This window comes from Agreia sp. Leaf210, assembly GCF_001421485.1.
Taxonomy (GTDB): Bacteria; Actinomycetota; Actinomycetes; order Actinomycetales; family Microbacteriaceae; genus Agreia.
Genome location: NZ_LMKK01000001.1, coordinates 638,217 through 654,034, shown reverse-complemented (window position 1 = coordinate 654,034; position 15,818 = coordinate 638,217). Strand labels below are relative to the sequence as shown.

Annotated in this window: 13 protein-coding genes and 1 tRNA gene; 9 read left to right on the top strand and 5 right to left on the bottom strand. The window is 65.3% G+C overall.

Features of this window, described 5'->3' with window-relative positions; translation table 11 throughout:
- Positions 1-3 precede the first annotated feature (3 nt).
- Genes ASE64_RS03095 through ASE64_RS03075 form a run of 5 tightly spaced genes read left to right on the top strand, consistent with a single transcriptional unit; the run spans position 4 to position 6,779 of the window.
- The gene (locus ASE64_RS03095) at positions 4-1,146 is read left to right on the top strand and encodes a sensor histidine kinase (RefSeq protein WP_055775736.1); all 1,143 of its coding nucleotides are present in this window, start codon (positions 4-6) and stop codon (positions 1,144-1,146) included.
- A complete protein-coding gene (locus tag ASE64_RS03090; RefSeq protein WP_055775734.1) occupies positions 1,143-2,303 on the top strand; it encodes a hypothetical protein in 1,161 nt (386 codons plus the stop codon). Before ASE64_RS03095 ends, ASE64_RS03090 begins: the two co-directional genes overlap by 4 nt.
- Positions 2,291-3,781: a malate:quinone oxidoreductase gene (locus ASE64_RS03085; RefSeq protein ID WP_055775731.1), complete on the top strand. Its 1,491-nt coding sequence runs from the start codon at positions 2,291-2,293 to the stop codon at positions 3,779-3,781. Before ASE64_RS03090 ends, ASE64_RS03085 begins: the two co-directional genes overlap by 13 nt.
- A gap of 35 nt (positions 3,782-3,816) precedes the next feature.
- The gene (locus tag ASE64_RS03080; protein ID WP_055775729.1) at positions 3,817-6,144 is read left to right on the top strand and encodes a putative bifunctional diguanylate cyclase/phosphodiesterase; all 2,328 of its coding nucleotides are present in this window, start codon (positions 3,817-3,819) and stop codon (positions 6,142-6,144) included.
- Complete coding sequence (locus tag ASE64_RS03075; protein ID WP_055775726.1) at positions 6,141-6,779, top strand: response regulator; 639 nt, start codon at positions 6,141-6,143, stop codon at positions 6,777-6,779. The genes ASE64_RS03080 and ASE64_RS03075 overlap by 4 nt, the downstream gene beginning before the upstream one ends.
- Before the next feature lie 4 nt (positions 6,780-6,783).
- Here ASE64_RS03075 and ASE64_RS03070 read toward each other — a convergent pair whose 3' ends face one another.
- The gene (locus ASE64_RS03070; RefSeq protein WP_055775723.1) at positions 6,784-7,554 is read right to left on the bottom strand and encodes a hypothetical protein; all 771 of its coding nucleotides are present in this window, start codon (positions 7,552-7,554) and stop codon (positions 6,784-6,786) included.
- A gap of 296 nt (positions 7,555-7,850) precedes the next feature.
- Between ASE64_RS03070 and ASE64_RS03065 the strand changes: the two genes are divergently transcribed.
- The 4 genes from ASE64_RS03065 (at position 7,851) to ASE64_RS03050 (ending at position 11,394) form a co-directional block, all read left to right on the top strand.
- On the top strand, positions 7,851-8,627 hold the full coding sequence (locus ASE64_RS03065) for a hypothetical protein (RefSeq protein WP_055775721.1): 777 nt from the start codon (positions 7,851-7,853) through the stop codon (positions 8,625-8,627).
- The gene (locus tag ASE64_RS03060) at positions 8,624-9,562 is read left to right on the top strand and encodes a ThiF family adenylyltransferase (RefSeq protein WP_055775718.1); all 939 of its coding nucleotides are present in this window, start codon (positions 8,624-8,626) and stop codon (positions 9,560-9,562) included. The genes ASE64_RS03065 and ASE64_RS03060 overlap by 4 nt, the downstream gene beginning before the upstream one ends.
- A gap of 51 nt (positions 9,563-9,613) precedes the next feature.
- Complete coding sequence (locus ASE64_RS03055) at positions 9,614-10,708, top strand: Rv2578c family radical SAM protein (RefSeq protein WP_055775715.1); 1,095 nt, start codon at positions 9,614-9,616, stop codon at positions 10,706-10,708.
- A gap of 71 nt (positions 10,709-10,779) precedes the next feature.
- A complete protein-coding gene (locus ASE64_RS03050) occupies positions 10,780-11,394 on the top strand; it encodes a thymidine kinase (RefSeq protein ID WP_055775712.1) in 615 nt (204 codons plus the stop codon).
- Here ASE64_RS03050 and ASE64_RS03045 read toward each other — a convergent pair.
- The 4 genes from ASE64_RS03045 to ASE64_RS03030 form a co-directional block, all read right to left on the bottom strand.
- Positions 11,391-12,107, bottom strand: a complete 717-nt coding sequence (locus ASE64_RS03045) for a GDSL-type esterase/lipase family protein (protein ID WP_055775709.1) — start codon at positions 12,105-12,107, stop codon at positions 11,391-11,393. The genes ASE64_RS03050 and ASE64_RS03045 overlap by 4 nt on opposite strands.
- Positions 12,108-12,219: 112 nt before the next feature.
- Positions 12,220-12,296, bottom strand: a tRNA-Pro gene (locus ASE64_RS03040).
- 57 nt (positions 12,297-12,353) lie between these two features.
- Complete coding sequence (locus tag ASE64_RS03035) at positions 12,354-13,292, bottom strand: metallophosphoesterase (protein ID WP_055775707.1); 939 nt, start codon at positions 13,290-13,292, stop codon at positions 12,354-12,356.
- Between the two features lie 13 nt (positions 13,293-13,305).
- Positions 13,306-15,783: a transglycosylase domain-containing protein gene (locus tag ASE64_RS03030; protein WP_055775704.1), complete on the bottom strand. Its 2,478-nt coding sequence runs from the start codon at positions 15,781-15,783 to the stop codon at positions 13,306-13,308.
- Between the last annotated feature and the right edge of the window lie 35 nt (positions 15,784-15,818).

Below are 15,818 nucleotides of genomic sequence, written 5' to 3'. Positions count from 1 at the left end.
TGGTTGTCGTCGATCCTGCTCGCCGCCGTATCCGCGATCGTCTGCGTGCTGTCCATCCGCGCTCCTGTCGACGAGGGCGAGGTGGGAATCGCTCGTGCGATCGTGCCGGTTCTGTCGCTCGCGGTCTTGGGCGGAGGTGCATATGTCCTTCAGCGACGACACGGTGCGCTCGAGACCGTCGTCGCCCTTCTGGTCGTATGCTGCGCCGGGTTCGCGTACTCCTTGAGTGTGGATTCCCTCCTCGCCATGAGCCAGAAGTCCGACAGCGTGGTGCTCAGCCTCCCCGTGGTTGCTGCCACGGTGTCCGGCGTGGGCCGGCGCTCGCTCGCATCCTGCCTCGCCGTGTGCGGGCTGTCGTACGCCGTCACATCGAGCGCCTCTATTCTCGGCACGGCGATCGGCCACCGCGAGATCGTCGTCGACTTCACTGCGCTGGGCTCGCTCATCGCCGTGAGCGCCCTCTTGATCGTTCTGTGGTTGGCCCGTCGCAACGCGGTGCAAGAGGCGCCCGCCCTCGATCGAGCCGCGCGGGAGCAGCAGAGCATCGACGAGGAGGCCCGCCTCCTGGGACACGCGTCGAGCCTCCTGCATGACACGGTCCTGGGTGATCTGCATGCCATCGCCATGCTCCCGCAGGGTCCGATTCCCGACAGCCACCTCGCGGTGATCCGCCGAGATCTCGATCTTCTCTCTCGTAGCGACGAGCTTCTCCGCGCCCCGGGGAGTGCTTCCATTCCCGGGCTGATCGAAACGACGAGCGAGAGCGCGCTGGCAGGCGCGCTCGCCAGGGTCGGGGCACGGGGCCTTCGCGTGATCGTGTCGGGTGACGTCGACGAACTCGACACGCTCGATCCCGCGGCCGAGGAGGCGATCGTAGCCGCCATTGAGCAGTGTCTCGTCAACGTGGTCGTGCACGCGGGGGTGTCTCTGGCAGAGCTCGCCATCGTCAGCTCCGGCGACGATGTCACGGCGACCGTCGCCGACGGCGGCCGCGGTTTCAGCGCAGCCGCGACGCCTGCCGACAGGCTCGGCCTGAGGCTCTCTGTGCACGACCGGATGCTGGGGGTCGGCGGATCCGCCACGGTCTGGTCGACACCGGGGGCGGGCACCTCGGTGCTTCTCTCCGTGCCGAAGGGCGTCGCATGACGTCGTCTACGAGGTCGACGCGGCCGACGGCTGCCGAGCTCGATCCGGTCTCACGCGTCACGGCGCGTATGTTCGTCATCGCCATGGGCGCGGTCAGCGTGGCTCTGTCGGTTGCGCTGTCTCTCACAACGACGGGACGAGAGCAGATCTCTCTGCCGGTCGTGGGTGTCCTCGCCCAACTCGTGCTCGCTGCGTCATACGTGTACCTCGTCCGCGCAGCAGATCCGTTCGGCCCTGCCGTCTCACGCGCGAGATTCCAGACATTCCTGGCCGGGGTGATGCTGGCGAGCGTGCTTGATTCCCTCAGCCAGTTGGGCTCCAACACCTTCATCCGAGACGACTGGGGAGCGGTCTGCCTGGGCCTGGCGTTGCTTCTCGCCGGCCCCTATCGACGCTCCAAGGAGATCGTCTGGTTCACGGTGCAGGCTGTCGCCCTGACGTTCGCGCTGGCCTTCCTGCAGAACCTGAGCTCTGCGACGACGACGACCCTGAGCATCCTCGCGCTGGTCGCCGCCACCCCGAGTATCGCCATCGGTCTCGGCGCCGCGGCATATGCGCGCAGTCTCGTCGCGAGTCTCGAGAAGGCGCGAGACGAGGCGCGGGTGGAGCGCGTGCGACACGAGAGCGGGGTGGCTCTGCGACTCGCCGAGACAGACGCGATGGGGGAGCTCGGCGCGCTGCGTCGTGACGTGCTGCCTTTCCTCACGCGACTGGCCGAATCGAAGACCCTCCAATCGGGGGATGCAGTCAGGGCCACCGAACTCGCCTCCGAGTTGCGCCGGGCCATCGTCGATCGCATCTCCCGCGGAACGCTTGCCGACGTGGTCGATCGCTACAGCGACGACGACGGGGTGGCCACGCATCTCGACGAGCGCCAGATCTCGGCCCTGCGGGCCCTCATCGGCGCGATAGGCGATCAATACGGCGCCTCGGCAGGGCAGACGCTGACGCTCGAGCGACGGGGGCCGGATGCCTGGGGCCGGATCGAGTTCACCCGCCCCGCGGGTGCATCGGCCCCGACCGCATTGGCTCCCTTTCTGCGCATGGTGCGCCTCGTCTTCGATGAGGCAGACGCCCGCACTGTCGACGGTGCGCTGGTCGTGACCTTCCGCTTCGACTCCCCAGAGGATCAGGCGGCCGTATCATGGGAGATGTGAGCGCAGCAGGCAAACCCGTAGACGTCGTTCTGATCGGTGGCGGCATCATGAGCGCCACCCTCGGCACCTTCCTTTCTATCCTCCAGCCCGACTGGACGATCAGGATCTTCGAGCGGCTGGGGGATGTGGCCGGCGAGAGCTCCAACCCCTGGAACAACGCGGGAACCGGTCATGCCGCTCTGTGTGAGCTCAACTACATGCCCGAGCAGCCCGACGGCACCGTCGAGGCGTCGAAGGCGATCGCCATCAACGAGCAGTTCCAGGTGAGCCGGCAGTTCTGGTCGTTCCTCGTCGAGAACGGCGACATCCCCGACCCGTCGACCTTCATCAATTCCGCGCCGCACATGACGTTCGTGCGTGGCGAGAAGAACGTCGAATATCTGCGCAAGCGCTACGAGGTGCTGCGCGACGAGCCGCTGTTCGAGGGCATCGAGTACTCCGAAGACCCCGCGATCATCTACGAGTGGGCTCCGACCCTGATGAGGGGTCGAAAGAAAGACGAGGCGGTGGCGGCCACCCGCATCACCGCGGGAACGGATGTCGACTTCGGAGCGCTGTCGCGTCATCTCTTCGACTTTCTCACCAGCCGCGGTGCGAGCCTCAAGACCGAGCACTCGGTGTCGAACCTCCGCCGTCAGAAAGACGGCACCTGGAATGTCTCTGTCAAAGAACTCGTCGGATCGACCCCGACGACGGTCAACGCTCGCTTCGTCTTCGTCGGCGCGGGCGGTGGGGCGCTGCATCTGCTCCAGAAGTCGGGCATCCCCGAGATCCGCGGCTTCGGCGGGTTCCCGATCAGCGGGCAGTTCTACCGAACCGACAACCCGGCCGTCGTGGCGGAGCACCGAGCGAAGGTCTACGGCAAGGCCGCCGTAGGAGCACCGCCGATGAGCGTGCCGCACCTCGACACACGGGTCGTCGACGGAGAGGCATCGCTGCTCTTCGGCCCTTACGCAGGGTTCAGCCCCAAGTTCCTGAAAGAGGGCTCGTGGCTCGACCTGCCCGGATCCATCCGTGCGCACAACCTCGGCCCGATGCTCGCGGTGGCCCGCGACAACATCGACCTCATGAAGTACCTCGTCGGCGAGCTGGTCGCCGGCAAGAAGAAGAAGTTCGCGGCCCTTCAAGAGTTCATGCCCACGGCCAACCCCAAGGACTGGTACCTCATCACGGCGGGCCAGCGGGTACAGGTCATGAAGAAAGACGCGAAGCGCGGGGGAGTGCTTCAGTTCGGCACAGAGGTCATCGCGTCGGCCGACGGGTCGATAGCGGGCCTGCTCGGGGCGTCTCCCGGAGCATCCACAGCCGTTCCCATCATGCTCGACGTCCTCGAGCGCTGTTTTCCCGACGACTACATGCGCTGGGTTCCTCAGATCCGCTCGATGATCCCCTCGTTCGGTACTCGATTGACCGACTCGCCGGCGACGGCCCGAAAGGTGCTGAAAAGCACCGCGCAGGCACTGCACCTCGCTTCCTGAGGGGTAGGGCGCCCCGACCGAGGAGACCTGGGTTGATGGTCAATCGCTTCAAGCTGTCCATGTTCGACCGTGTCTTCGTCGCGCCGTTCGTGGCCCTCGCGGTCGTGACAGTCGTCTATGCATTCGTCGGCGCAGCCTTCAGCCCTCCACGTTCGTGGACGGTCGAACTGGTGACCGTCTTGGGCTGCATGATGTGCGCGCACTTGAGGATCCCCTCGGGACGAATCAGCGGCCTTCCCATGCTCGGCGTGGCTGTGGCACTGCTCTCTGTTCCTCGGCCGCAGTCCGAGTACCTTCTGACGGTCGCCATCTGGGTCGTGGGCGTTCTCGTATCGCAGCTGATCGTGCTGCGCAGCGTCTCCGTCGCTCTCTACGTCGCCGGGGTCAGCGCGGTCACGGGGCTCGCCTTCGTCGTGGTGCACAACGAGTTGACGCGGCTCGGGGTCTGGACGCTCGTGGCATACACCCTGGCGAGTGCGGCCTACTTCGTCTTCGCCCTGTTCCTCGAGTTCATCAGGGGCCACGGCAGGTGGAGCTTGAACCAGACTTTCGGGATCTCGGCGCTGAGCCCCATGAGGGTGATCGGGGTCGTGCTCCTCGTCGCGGTCGTCTCGACCGGAATGACTGCTCTCGACGCCCAGTTGATCCCCTGGCTCGAGGGCGACCCCGATGCGCGGCTGACCCCGTTCGTGCTCCTGCTCGTGGCCACGTTCTTCTTCATGATCGCCCAACGCTCCCGCTTCCGGCGCGTTCACCAGTTGCTCACCGGCGTCGTCACGGCGGCTGTCGATCTTCCGTGGGCCACGGAGGTGGGCTTGCGCAAGGCGCTCGAACTGCGGGCGAAGATGGTGCTGCAGGCCAGCGACACCCTTGTGCGCAAAGATCCACCGGCAGCGGGCGAGATCGGCTCGCGGGTGCGCCTCGAGTCGGGCCTCGACGAATACATCGTCGCGTCGCGACGTCTCGGTGCCCTGCCGCTGGGCGGCGAGGAGCAGCAGGCCCTGACCGCGCTCGCCCATATGGCCAGCGAGACCGTGCGCATCCAGAACGACGTCGACAAGCTCGAGCGTCTCGCGAACAGCGACCCGCTGACGGGCCTGCCGAACTACGGCGCGTTCCAGACGGCACTGGTCGATGCCAACGAGAACCGGTCGTATCACTCCGGCATCGCGGTTCTGTTCATCGACCTCGACAACTTCAAGAAGCTCAACGACTCTCGAGGGCACCACACGGGCGACGAGCTCCTGAAGGTCGTCGCCGCCCGGCTGCGCGGGTCAGTGGGTGTGCGCGACTTCGTGTCGCGCATCGGCGGTGACGAATTCGTCGTCATTCTCACGGAGCTGCAGACCGTGGCGCAGAGCAAGGAGCTCGCCGATGCCATCATCGGAGAGATCGGCAAGCCCCTGACCCTCGACGGGCAAGAGTTCCGGCCGGTCGTGAGCGCGGGGCTCGCCTTCTCGGGTCATCGGGAGATCGACGCCCAGCTGCTGGTGGTCGACGCCGACCGCAGCATGCTGCAGGTCAAGAGATCCCGGCGCCAGGGCGGGCCGGCAGAGGGCAGCAGCGTCAGCATCGCCTCCCACCGGTCGACACGCACGAACGACATCGTCGCGCGGGCGATCACCGAAGACCGGCTCACGCTTGCATTCCAGCCCATCGTGAGCATCGACCAGGGCCGCATCTGGGCGTTCGAGGCGCTCGTCCGTTACATCGACCCCGAACTCGGCCCCATCTCGCCCTCGTCTCTCGTCGCGCGAGCCAAGAGCCTCGGACTGATGGACGAATTGACGAGACAGATCGTCGTCAAGGCCATGGACGCCGCAGAGAAGTTCTATTCGGTCGAACCGAGCATCGCGTGCATGACGGTCAACCTCGAGCTGGGCCAGATCAGCGAGGATCACCTGGGGCCGTTCATCCGCGAAGTGGCCCGATCGCATCCGAACGTCTCGATGTGCATCGAACTCAACGAGAGGTCGCTGCGCTCGGTGACCGACGATCTGCGACGAGAAGCAGAGATCATGCAGGACGCCGGGGTGATCATCGCTCTCGACGACTACGGTTCCGATGACTCGTCGGTCGGCGCTCTGGTGCGATTCCCGATGGACATCCTGAAGATCGACAAGAGCCTGATCGACGACCTCGGTGACGTGAGGCAGCGCGAGGTGATCAAGGCGCTGCAGAGCTTCGGTGACAACCTCGACTACACGATGATCGTCGAAGGTATCGAGAGCCCCGACATGGTCGACGTGATGGTCGAGCTCGGTGTGAGGAGCGCCCAGGGGTACTACTTCGGGCGCCCGCAGTCGTTCCGGCAGACGATGGACCGAATCCGCAAGTTCGGAACAGCGGCGGTGGTGTCATGACGGACGCGGCGTCCGCGCGCACGATCGCCCTGCTCGATGACCATATTCTCATCGTCGATGGGCTGGCCCAGTGGATCGAGAGCAATGCGCCCGACTTCACCGTGGTCGCGGTCTCGGGATCCTGGGAAGCCCTCATCGCTCACGAGTCCTTTCCTCCGGACGTCGTGCTCATGGCGCGGGTCATGGAGTCGACGACGACATTGCGTCAGCGCATCCGCATCTGCTCGGATGCCGGTGCGCGGGTCGTCGTCATGAGCACCGAGGGTGGGCCGGAGGCCGAGGCCGACACGTTGGAGGCCGGAGCGGACGCCTTCGTGCCCAAGTCCCGGCCAGCCGAGGCGCTGCTCGACGCAGCACGGCGGGTGCTCGGCGACGAGGAAGCCGGCAAGGATTGTCCATCGGCACCACCGCCGCCTCCGCCGACGGCCCTCGACGAGTGGCAGCGCCGTGTGCTCCGCCTCTACGCCACCGGGCAGAGCACCGTCGACATCGCGCTCATCGAGGGGGTTCGTTTCGAACGTGTTCGCGGGGCACTGAAGCAGATCAGGGCCATGTACGAGACGCAGGGGCGCGTCGTCGCGACGCGAGACGACCTCTTGAGGCGTGCCGCCGAAGACGGATACCTGTCGGACTGAGCGATCAGTAGGCCTGCGGGTCTTCGGCGGAGGACGGGGTCACATCGACGCCGCCGCTCAGGCGAGCGATGGCCTCGTGAGGTTCGTAGTCTGGGTCTGGTTCGACGAAGGCGTCGACCACACCCATGAACGCCAGAGAAGCCAACGACCACGGTTCGACCACGTCGTTGAAGGGGATCTCGAGCGGGCGTTCGACCAGGGAGGGAACCGACGCGCGGATGAGACCGAGTCCCTCGATGACCGACGCGGCGGCGACGACGAACGGCTGCCAGTCGCCACCGAAATGGGGCTTCAGGCGGTAGCCCACCGTGGGCAGCACATTGCGATAGAACATCTCCATCGTCTCGACGAACGACATCTCGCTCGCCCGCAGAGCATCGAGGGTGCGCTGGCGGCTCTCGGCCTCGGGGAAAGACAGGATGGTCGCCGACAGCCCGGCGTAGGTGCGCCAGGCGCCCGTTGCCGTCACCGCACCGAAGTTGTATTCGGCCGCTGTGCGGATGACGTCGACCAGAACCTGTCGCCGGCCGTTCGGAGAGAGCAGATCGTCGGTTCGAGAACTCAAGTACTGCCAGGTCGACAACAGCGTCTCTGTGTCGGCGCGGTCGTCTCGGGCCTTCTCTGCCACGGTGAGGAACACGTCGTCGAGCATCTGGTGATACGTCGGCCAGATGTCGTCGAGCTCTGAGCGGGTGGCGCCCGCCTCGAGAAGGAGGGCGTCGAGCACTGCATCGTCTATGCCCACCGTGAGGCCGGTCGTCTCGATATGCGACATCGCTGCGGCGAGTATCGCCTGCCGCGTTGCAGACTGTCGATCCGGATCAACGGCACCCGATGCCCAAAACCCCTTGCCGGCCACGTTGGTCCTGCTTCCCTCGATTCACATGACATTCTACGCAGTTTGCGCGTAACGAGGAGTGCTCATATGCTCAGATCAGCCAGAGCGTTCTGCACCCCACGGGAGCGGCCCCGGGGCGAGCCCGAGGTGATGTACGACGTCGTCGTGCTGTATGTGGGAGCGTGTTGTGGCACTGAGTGTATTGCGTTGGTTTTCTCTGGTCGCGGGTGACCATGTCGCGCATTGACCGCACCGTCTCGAACCACGAGGTCATTCCGGTCGTGCCGACGTCGAGGGTGTTCGAGTCGAATCCCGAGTCGCGTCTGAGCGCCGGCATTCTCGCTGTCGACGGTCGGGCCGTGCCGGGCCTCGAGGCCGAGTACGCCGCTCACTTCCAGCTCCGTCGCCGCGTCTACGTCGATCAGACGGCGCAGCTGGCCGCCGACGAGCTCGACGAGGACGGCACCGATAGAGATCAGGACGATGCGCGCTCGGTGACATTCGCCGTCTTCGAGCAGGCGGATGCCGGCGTGCGCATCGTCGGGGTGTCGCGACTCATCGTGAGGGGCGATCGTCCGTTGCCGGTCGAAGAGTTCTGCCCCGACGCGTTCGCGGCCATCCCCCTCAGCGGCAACGCCGTTGAGGTATCGCGCGTGATCGCGCGGCACGAGAAGGCCGCCTTGCAGGATCTCGTCCAGTGGCAGCTGTTCGCACTGATGCTGGCCTACATCCCGCCGCACGGACTCGGCAGGACCTTCGCCATCATCGAGCCCTGGCTCGAACGGCACCTGCGCGGAATCATCGCGCTGGAGCGCATCGGCGACGTACGCTACGTCGCGCATTATCTCGACTACAACGTGCCCATTGAGATCGACATCCCCGAGTCGACGGTGTGCGTCGACGCTCGCAACGATTCCTTCATCGCCGCATTCCAGGCTGCGGATCCGGGGCTGGCGTATTTCGGACGAGCGCCGCGGCGCTCCTCGGAGCCTGAGAGGGTCGACGCATGAAGACGATCTCTTCGCCCGAGTTCTCTCGAAACTACGGTTTCTGGAGCGAGGCCGAGCAGAGCGCCTTGATCGCCAGCCGGGTCGCCATCGGAGGCGTCGGCGGAGATGGTTTTCAGCTCGGGGTGAAGCTCGCGCGCATGGGGGTGGGGTCTTTCAGCGTCGCCGATCCCGAGGTGTTCGAGAGCGAGAACGTGAACCGCGTGGAGGGAGCCAAGACTTCCAGCATCGGGCGGGCCAAGGTCGACATCTTCCGCGAGACGGTGCTCGACATCAATCCGGGGGCGACCGTGGATGTCTGGCGAGAGGGTGTGACCCGCGAGAACACGAAGGAGTTCATGCGCGGAGCTCACCTGGTCTTCGACGAGTCCGAACTCACGCGGCCCGAGATCGGCACCATGATCGCCCGACAGGCTCGGCTTCAGGGAATCCCCGACGTTTTGGTCATGAACGTGGGATTCGCCGCCCAGGTCATGTCGTTCGCGCCCCGGAGCGCCTGGACCTTCGAGCGGTTCATGGGCTTGTCCGCCACGGAGGACCTCGATCAGATCAGCGAGCGGAGTGTCGATCTGAGTCGGTGCCTCCCTTATATTCCGCCGTACACCGATCTGCGCAGCCTCATCACGTTGCAAGAAGACGAGACCGGTGACGTCTCGCTGCCATCGATCTCCGTGGGTGTCGACCTCGCATCGGCGATCGGTTCGGTTCAGGCGTTCCTTCACCTCACCCGCTCGGTGTCGTCGAGCAGGCGCAGACAGCCTGTCTGGGCGCCGCGGATGGCCTACATCGACGCATACGCCCTCACGGCCAGAGTCGTGAAGGCGTCGAAAGCCACTCACGTGCGTCATCTCGCGATCGCGGCGCTTCGGCAGAAAATGGGGCGCAACCCTCTCGCCTCGTACACTCCGGCCGACATGCAGAAGCGATCCGCGTCGTGAGCGCTTACGCCTGAGCTTGACGCGCATTCGAATGTATGTTCGACTGTCGGAATGCGGTGGAGTAGTCAGGCGATAGCAGCGACCGAACCGTCGGCGTTGCCCGGGCTGGCGAAGCTCAACAACCTCGTGCGCTCGGTGCAAACCCCCGAATTCGCAGGGGTCACGTTCCACGAGATCCTCGCCAAGTCGGCTCTCAACAAGATTCCCGGCGAGAGCAAGGCCATTCCCCATGGTTGGACCATCAACCCCTACCGAGGCTGCAGCCACGCGTGTGTCTACTGTTTCGCACGGCCGACCCACACGTATCTCGACCTCGATGCGGGGGCTGATTTCGACGCGCAACTCATCGTCAAGCTCAACGTCGCAGAGGTGCTCGAGAAAGAGCTTCGTCGTCCGTCGTGGCAGCGCAGCCCGGTGGCTCTGGGCACGAATACAGACCCGTATCAACGCGCCGAGGGTCGATACCGACTGATGCCCGGCATCATCTCGGCCCTCGCCCGGTCGCAGACGCCGTTCTCGATCCTCACGAAGGGCACTCTCATCCGGCGCGACCTGCCGCTTCTCGTCGAGGCGAGTTCGTCGGTGCCCGTCGACCTGGCCATGTCGATCGCGATCTACGACGACGAACTGCAGCAGTCGATCGAACCGGGCACGCCCTCCACCAAGGCTCGCCTCGCGACGGTGACGGCCGTACGAGACGCGGGGCTCGAGTGCAGTGTCTTCCTGATGCCGATCCTGCCCTATCTCACCGACACGAAGGCGCATCTCGACGAGGCTCTGCGTCAGGTCAAAGCCGCGGGAGCGACCACGGTGCTCTACACGGCGCTACACCTGCGTCCGGGGGTGAAGACCTGGTTCTTCGAATGGTTGCAATCCGCGCATCCCGAACTCGTCGAGCAGTACGGGCGCATGTATTACGGGGCGAACAGCTACGCGCCGAAAGACTACAGAAAGTGGTTGGCGGCGCGCATCCAGCCCCTCATTCGTGCGCACGGCCTGCAGCGGGGCATCGAAGATGCCGCATCCGGAGGAATTCGCAGCTCGGCCATCAGGCCGAACGATCCCTACACGAAACGGGGGCCGTCGCCGTCGCCGGGGTCGATCATCCCAGAGGAGATCACCGAGGGTCAGCCCACGCTATTCTGACCATCGAAGCGCGTCCCCGGCCACGTCGGGCGCGGGGTCGGCACGATGCGCGAGCAACTACCCTGGGATGCGTGGCAAAACTCTACTTCCGCTTCGGGGCGATGAACAGCGGCAAGAGCACGGCGATGCTCCAGGCGGCCTACAACTACGAGGAGCGCCATCAGAACGTGCTGATCGCCAAGCCCTCGGTCGATACCAAGGGCGACACGCGCATCGTCTCTCGACTCGGGGTCACTCGCGCGGTCGACTTTCTCGTGACGCCGTCGTCCCATCTCCGCGCCGACTTCATCGAGCGCCGCGATCTGTCCATCGCCACAGGGTCGGGCCCGATCTCGTGTCTTCTGATCGACGAGGCGCAGTTCCTCTCGCCCGAGCAGGTCGACGACGCTCTGCGTATCGCGATCCTCGACGATGTGCCGGTGTTGGCCTACGGCATCCGCACAGACTTTCAGACGTCGGCGTTTCCGGGGAGTGCGCGGCTCATGGAGATCGCGCACAGCCTCGAAGAGCTCAAGACCATCTGCAGGTGCGGGCGCAAGGCCATCTTCAACTCGCGCAAGATCGACGACGTGTTCGTCTTCGATGGCGCCCAGGTCGCGATCGACGGCGAGCACGTGACCTACGAGTCGCTGTGTGGCGTCTGCTATCTTGACGAGAGCGGCGGCGTGCTCGGAGGCGCCTCCTAGGCCGAGCGCGTCGGCAGAAGTCGGCTGAGCGCCGGCGCGAGGTACTTGGCCATCTCCGCGTGACCGACGTCTGTCGGGTGCACCCCGTCTGAACCCACCTGGCCGGCCGGTCCGGCGATCAACCACTTGTCGGTGATCGTATCCACGAAGGCGTTGCCGTCTTGCAGGGCCGCATCGCGTACGGCGTTTCGTGCCGTCGTGATGCCCTTCGGCGTTGGTGTCTCGCCCCACGGTGAGGCGACTGCGAGGACGACCGCCGCCGGGGCTTGATCGTGGATGCGGGCATAGGTCTCAGCGGCACCGGCTCGGATCTCGGCCGCGGTGTTGTCGGCGTCATCGTCGCTGCCCAATACGACCACGACGGACGCGTTCTTCGGGACCTTCTTGGCGAGGGAGAGGAAGGTGCGAGAGTCGGTGCCGGCCGAGGCATAGCCTGAGCCGTCCGCGGTCAGGGTCATGTAGGGAAAGCCGAGCTTGGCCGAAAGCAATGACGGGTAGCGGGCGATGCCGCCGGTATCCATCGCCGATCCGCCGGTGAACGAGTTGCCGATGAAGACGACCAAGGGCCGCTCGCCCACGGTCTTCTCGACGGCTGCCGCGGGCTGCGCCGAGGCGAACACCCCGCCGAACAGGAGAACGGTCACGGAGGCCACAGCGGTCAGGAGAGTCACGATGCCGTTCCGTCGCGGACTGCGGCGAGCGAGTGTGTTCACTCTCGAAACCTAGCGGAGTAAGCCGAGTGTCGACTCGGAGCGTGACTACTTCGTGATCTGTACATTCCGTAAACGAAAAAGACTCCCTCTCGTGTGAGAGGGAGTCTTTTCGTGGTCGGGGTAACAGGATTTGAACCTGCGACCTCGTCGTCCCGAACGACGCGCGCTACCAAGCTGCGCCATACCCCGATCAGCCCGAAGGCCTCAATCATCCTAGCCGATTTCGCCGGGTGCCGCGTGCACCGGTCAGCGAGAGGCAGTGAGCGTCAGCAGCGTCGCCTCGGGCAGGCACGCGAAACGGAACGGAGCATAGATCGATGTGCCGAGACCGGCGGAGACGTTGAGGTAGGCCGCGCGAAGCCCGTGTCGCCAGACGCTCAAGCCCTTGACCTGGTCTCTCGGAATGTCGCAATTGGTGATGAGGGCGCCGAATCCGGGCACGCACACCTGGCCGCCGTGCGTGTGGCCGGCGAAGATCACGTCGGCGCCGTGCGTCACGAAGGAGTTGAGTACACGCTGATACGGCGCGTGAGATACGCCGATCGTGAGGTCGGCCGAGTAGTCGTCGTCTTCGTCCTCCCGCAGTTCGTCGAGTGCCCCCGGAATGCGGTCGAGTCGGTCGTAGTGACGGTGCGGGTCGTCGACGCCGAAGAACTCGATGCGCGTGCCGTTGACGACCAGATTGGTGGCGCGGTTGTTGAGGTTCTGCCACCCCAGGTCGCCGAACGTGTTCTCGAGCCTCTTCGTGTCGAGCCTGGTCGGGTCGCGATGCATCTTCGACGGCCCCATGAAGTAGCGCAGAGGGCTCTTGAACGTCGGTGCAAAATAGTCGTTCGAGCCGTTGACGAAGACGCCGGGAACTCCTCTGAACGGCTCGAGCGATTGCGCGATCGCGTCGTAGGAGTCGGCGTGACCGAGGTTGTCACCCGTGTCGACGACCAGATCGGGTTCCAGAAGCGCGAGTCGCCTCACCCACTCCTGCTTGTCGTGCTGCCACGGAGCCATATGCAGATCAGAGATGTGCAAGACCCGGATGTCCGCCGCACCGGCAGGGAGCACGGGGGCGGAGACGCGGCGAAGGGTGAAGAGGCGGCGCTCCACAAGGGAGCCCCACCCGAAGGCAGCAGCTCCGGCCGCCACGGTCAGCCCGAGGGCTGTCGCGGCGGCCGTCGCCTGACGGGACAATGCCACCTCGTCGCTACTTCTTCTTACAACCGATGATGTACACGCCCTGGCTGGCGGGGTTGGCAAAACTGCCTACCGCGGGTTCTGTGCCGATCGGTTTCTGCTCGTTACACCCGTCGCCGGTCACCTGGTACTTGGTACCCGCGAACTTCCAGCCGGCGGGCCCGAGCTTGTTCGCCGCTTCGCCGATGCTGTTCGATCCGGAGATGACGTCGGGGACGCTCTTCAGCGCTCCGTTGCTCGTGTAGACGGTGACCGTCGCGCCCTTCGTGGCGTTCTCGCCACCCGCGGGAACGCTGCCCGCGGCGGTTCCGGCGGGCGCCTCGTTGTCGGTCGCGCCGCCGTCCTGGAAGGTGAAGCCGGCGGCCTCGACCAGCGACTGCGCCTCGGCGATGGTCTTTCCCTGCACCGAGGGCACGGCGACCTGCGGCGTGCTGGTCAGCGAGCTGTTCGGGGTGGGGAACGCGTCTCCGCCGTACTTGGCGTTGGCGGCTCCCATGTACTGGCTCCACGTGCTGAAGCGCATGTCGGCGACGTTCCCGTAGTCAGGAACACTGGTGTAGCGCACCGAGACATCACCCACGATGTTGCCCACCCAGATGGCCGTGGCCAGTTTCGTGGATGCGCCGGCGAACCACACGTGCTTCTCACCGTCGGTGGTACCCGTCTTACCGATGAGGGGGATACCGTCGCCCGGTCGCGCTGCTCCACCGGTTCCGCCGTTCACGACCGCGGCCATCGCGACGTCCATCGCGGCGGCGACGTTCGGGTCGACGACCTGGTTGCAGGTGGTCGCGGGCACGGGGATCTCGGCGCCCGTGCCGTCGACGATGCGCTCGATCGCCTTGGGCTGGCAGAAGAGGCCGTTGGCCGCGATGCCGGCGTAGGCGGCGGCCACGGTGAGCGGGGCGACCTCGTTCGTGCCGAGCACGCTCGAGACGTTCTGCTGCATGGGCGTGCCGTCGGCGCGGTGCATACCGAACGACTCCGCCGTCTCGGTGATGTCGCACATGTCGAGCTTCTGCGCCATACCGATGTAGGCGTTGTTGACCGACGAGGCGGTCGCGGAGACGATGTTCATCGAGCCTGGATTCGCTGCGCCGTCGTTGGCCGACTTATAGGTGCCGCCGCCCGCGCCCTGGCAGCGGTTCTTGAACGTCGCGAGGTTGAAGGTGCGCACGCTTCCGTTGACCTGTTCGTTGAGCGAGTGCCCGGTCTTGAGCCAATCTGCCAGCGTGAAGACCTTGTACGTCGATCCCGAGGGGAATCCGGTCGAGCCGCCGTAGGCGTAGTCGGTGCTGAAGTTGACCGAGGTCTCGTTCGGCTGGGTTGTCTCGGGGTCGTCGTTGAACGTCTTGTTCTGCACCATCGCCAGGATCTTCCCGGTTCCCGGCTCGACGGTGACCATCGAGGAGCCGAGGTTCAGCTGCTCCGGGTTCTGCGGAACGTTCTCGTTCATCGACGTGATGGCCGCGGTCTGCAGATCGAGGTCGAGCGTGGTGAAGATCTGGTAGCCGCCCGTGCGGAACTTCTGCCAGCGAGACTCGGCACTGTCGCCGAAGGCGGCGTCGTTCTTGACGATGTACGACACGTAGTCGCAGAAGTAGCCCGCGCCGATGTTCTCGTTCGCCGTCTTGCAGCCGGTCGACGGCTGCACGATGTTCGGCGTGACCGGAGTCGCTTTGGCCTCGTCGAACTGCGCCTTCGTGATCTTGTGCTCTTTGAGCATGGCCGGAAGGATGTTGACGTCGCGACGAGCCTGGTTCTCGGTGATCTTCTCCGGGGCATCGGGCTGGTCGATGCGCAAGCCGTTGGGTTCGTTGACCATGGCGACGAGGCTGGTCGCCTGCGCCAGCGTCACGTCTTTCGCGGACACGCCGTAGTAGTACTGCGCTGCCGCTTCGATGCCGTAGACGGTGCCGCCGAAGTTGGAGATGTTCAGGTAGCCCAGAAGGATCTGATCCTTCGTGAACTCCTTCTCGAGGCCGATGGCCAGCTTCATCTCTTTGAGCTTGCGGTCGACCGTGGTCTTCGTGGCGTCTTCGAAGGCCTTGTCGCGCTCGGCCTTGTCTTGGATCTCCTCGGTCTTCTGAATGAGGATGTTGCGCACGTACTGCATCGAGATCGTCGACGCACCGGGGCCGTCTCCGCCGGCTGCGCTCTGTGCGGCGGCACGAGCGGCCGACACGATGTCGACTCCACCGTGCGTGTAGAAGCGCGGGTCCTCGACAGACACCACAGCGTCCTTCACGAAGGGCGAGATCTGGTCCCACCCGACCTCTTCGCGGTTCTGGTCGAAGACCGACGCGAGAAGAACGGGGTTGCCGTCGCTGCCCGTGGCGTAGATCTCGGACTTCTGAGCGAGCACATCGGGGCGGATGTTCGAGGGCAGGTTCTCGAACATGCCGATGGAGTTGTTGGCGGCGATTCCGGTGACTGCGAGCGCGGGGGCGACCATGGCCGTCACGAGGACGCCGGCAATGGCGCTCATCCCCACGAGTCCAAGGATCGCTCCGATGACGCCGC

Excerpts from the sequence above, each read along its gene's own strand:
- ASE64_RS03090 (WP_055775734.1), top strand. The coding sequence starts at position 1,143 with ATGACGTCGTCTACGAGGTCGACGCGGCCGACGGCTGCCGAGCTCGAT.
- ASE64_RS03085 (WP_055775731.1), top strand. The coding sequence starts at position 2,291 with ATGGGAGATGTGAGCGCAGCAGGCAAACCCGTAGACGTCGTTCTGATC.
- ASE64_RS03080 (WP_055775729.1), top strand. The coding sequence starts at position 3,817 with ATGGTCAATCGCTTCAAGCTGTCCATGTTCGACCGTGTCTTCGTCGCG.
- ASE64_RS03075 (WP_055775726.1), top strand. The coding sequence starts at position 6,141 with ATGACGGACGCGGCGTCCGCGCGCACGATCGCCCTGCTCGATGACCAT.
- ASE64_RS03070 (WP_055775723.1), bottom strand. The coding sequence starts at position 7,554 with ATGTCGCATATCGAGACGACCGGCCTCACGGTGGGCATAGACGATGCA.
- ASE64_RS03065 (WP_055775721.1), top strand. The coding sequence starts at position 7,851 with ATGTCGCGCATTGACCGCACCGTCTCGAACCACGAGGTCATTCCGGTC.
- ASE64_RS03060 (WP_055775718.1), top strand. The coding sequence starts at position 8,624 with ATGAAGACGATCTCTTCGCCCGAGTTCTCTCGAAACTACGGTTTCTGG.
- ASE64_RS03055 (WP_055775715.1), top strand. The coding sequence starts at position 9,614 with ATGCGGTGGAGTAGTCAGGCGATAGCAGCGACCGAACCGTCGGCGTTG.
- ASE64_RS03030 (WP_055775704.1), bottom strand. The coding sequence starts at position 15,783 with ATGAGCGCCATTGCCGGCGTCCTCGTGACGGCCATGGTCGCCCCCGCG.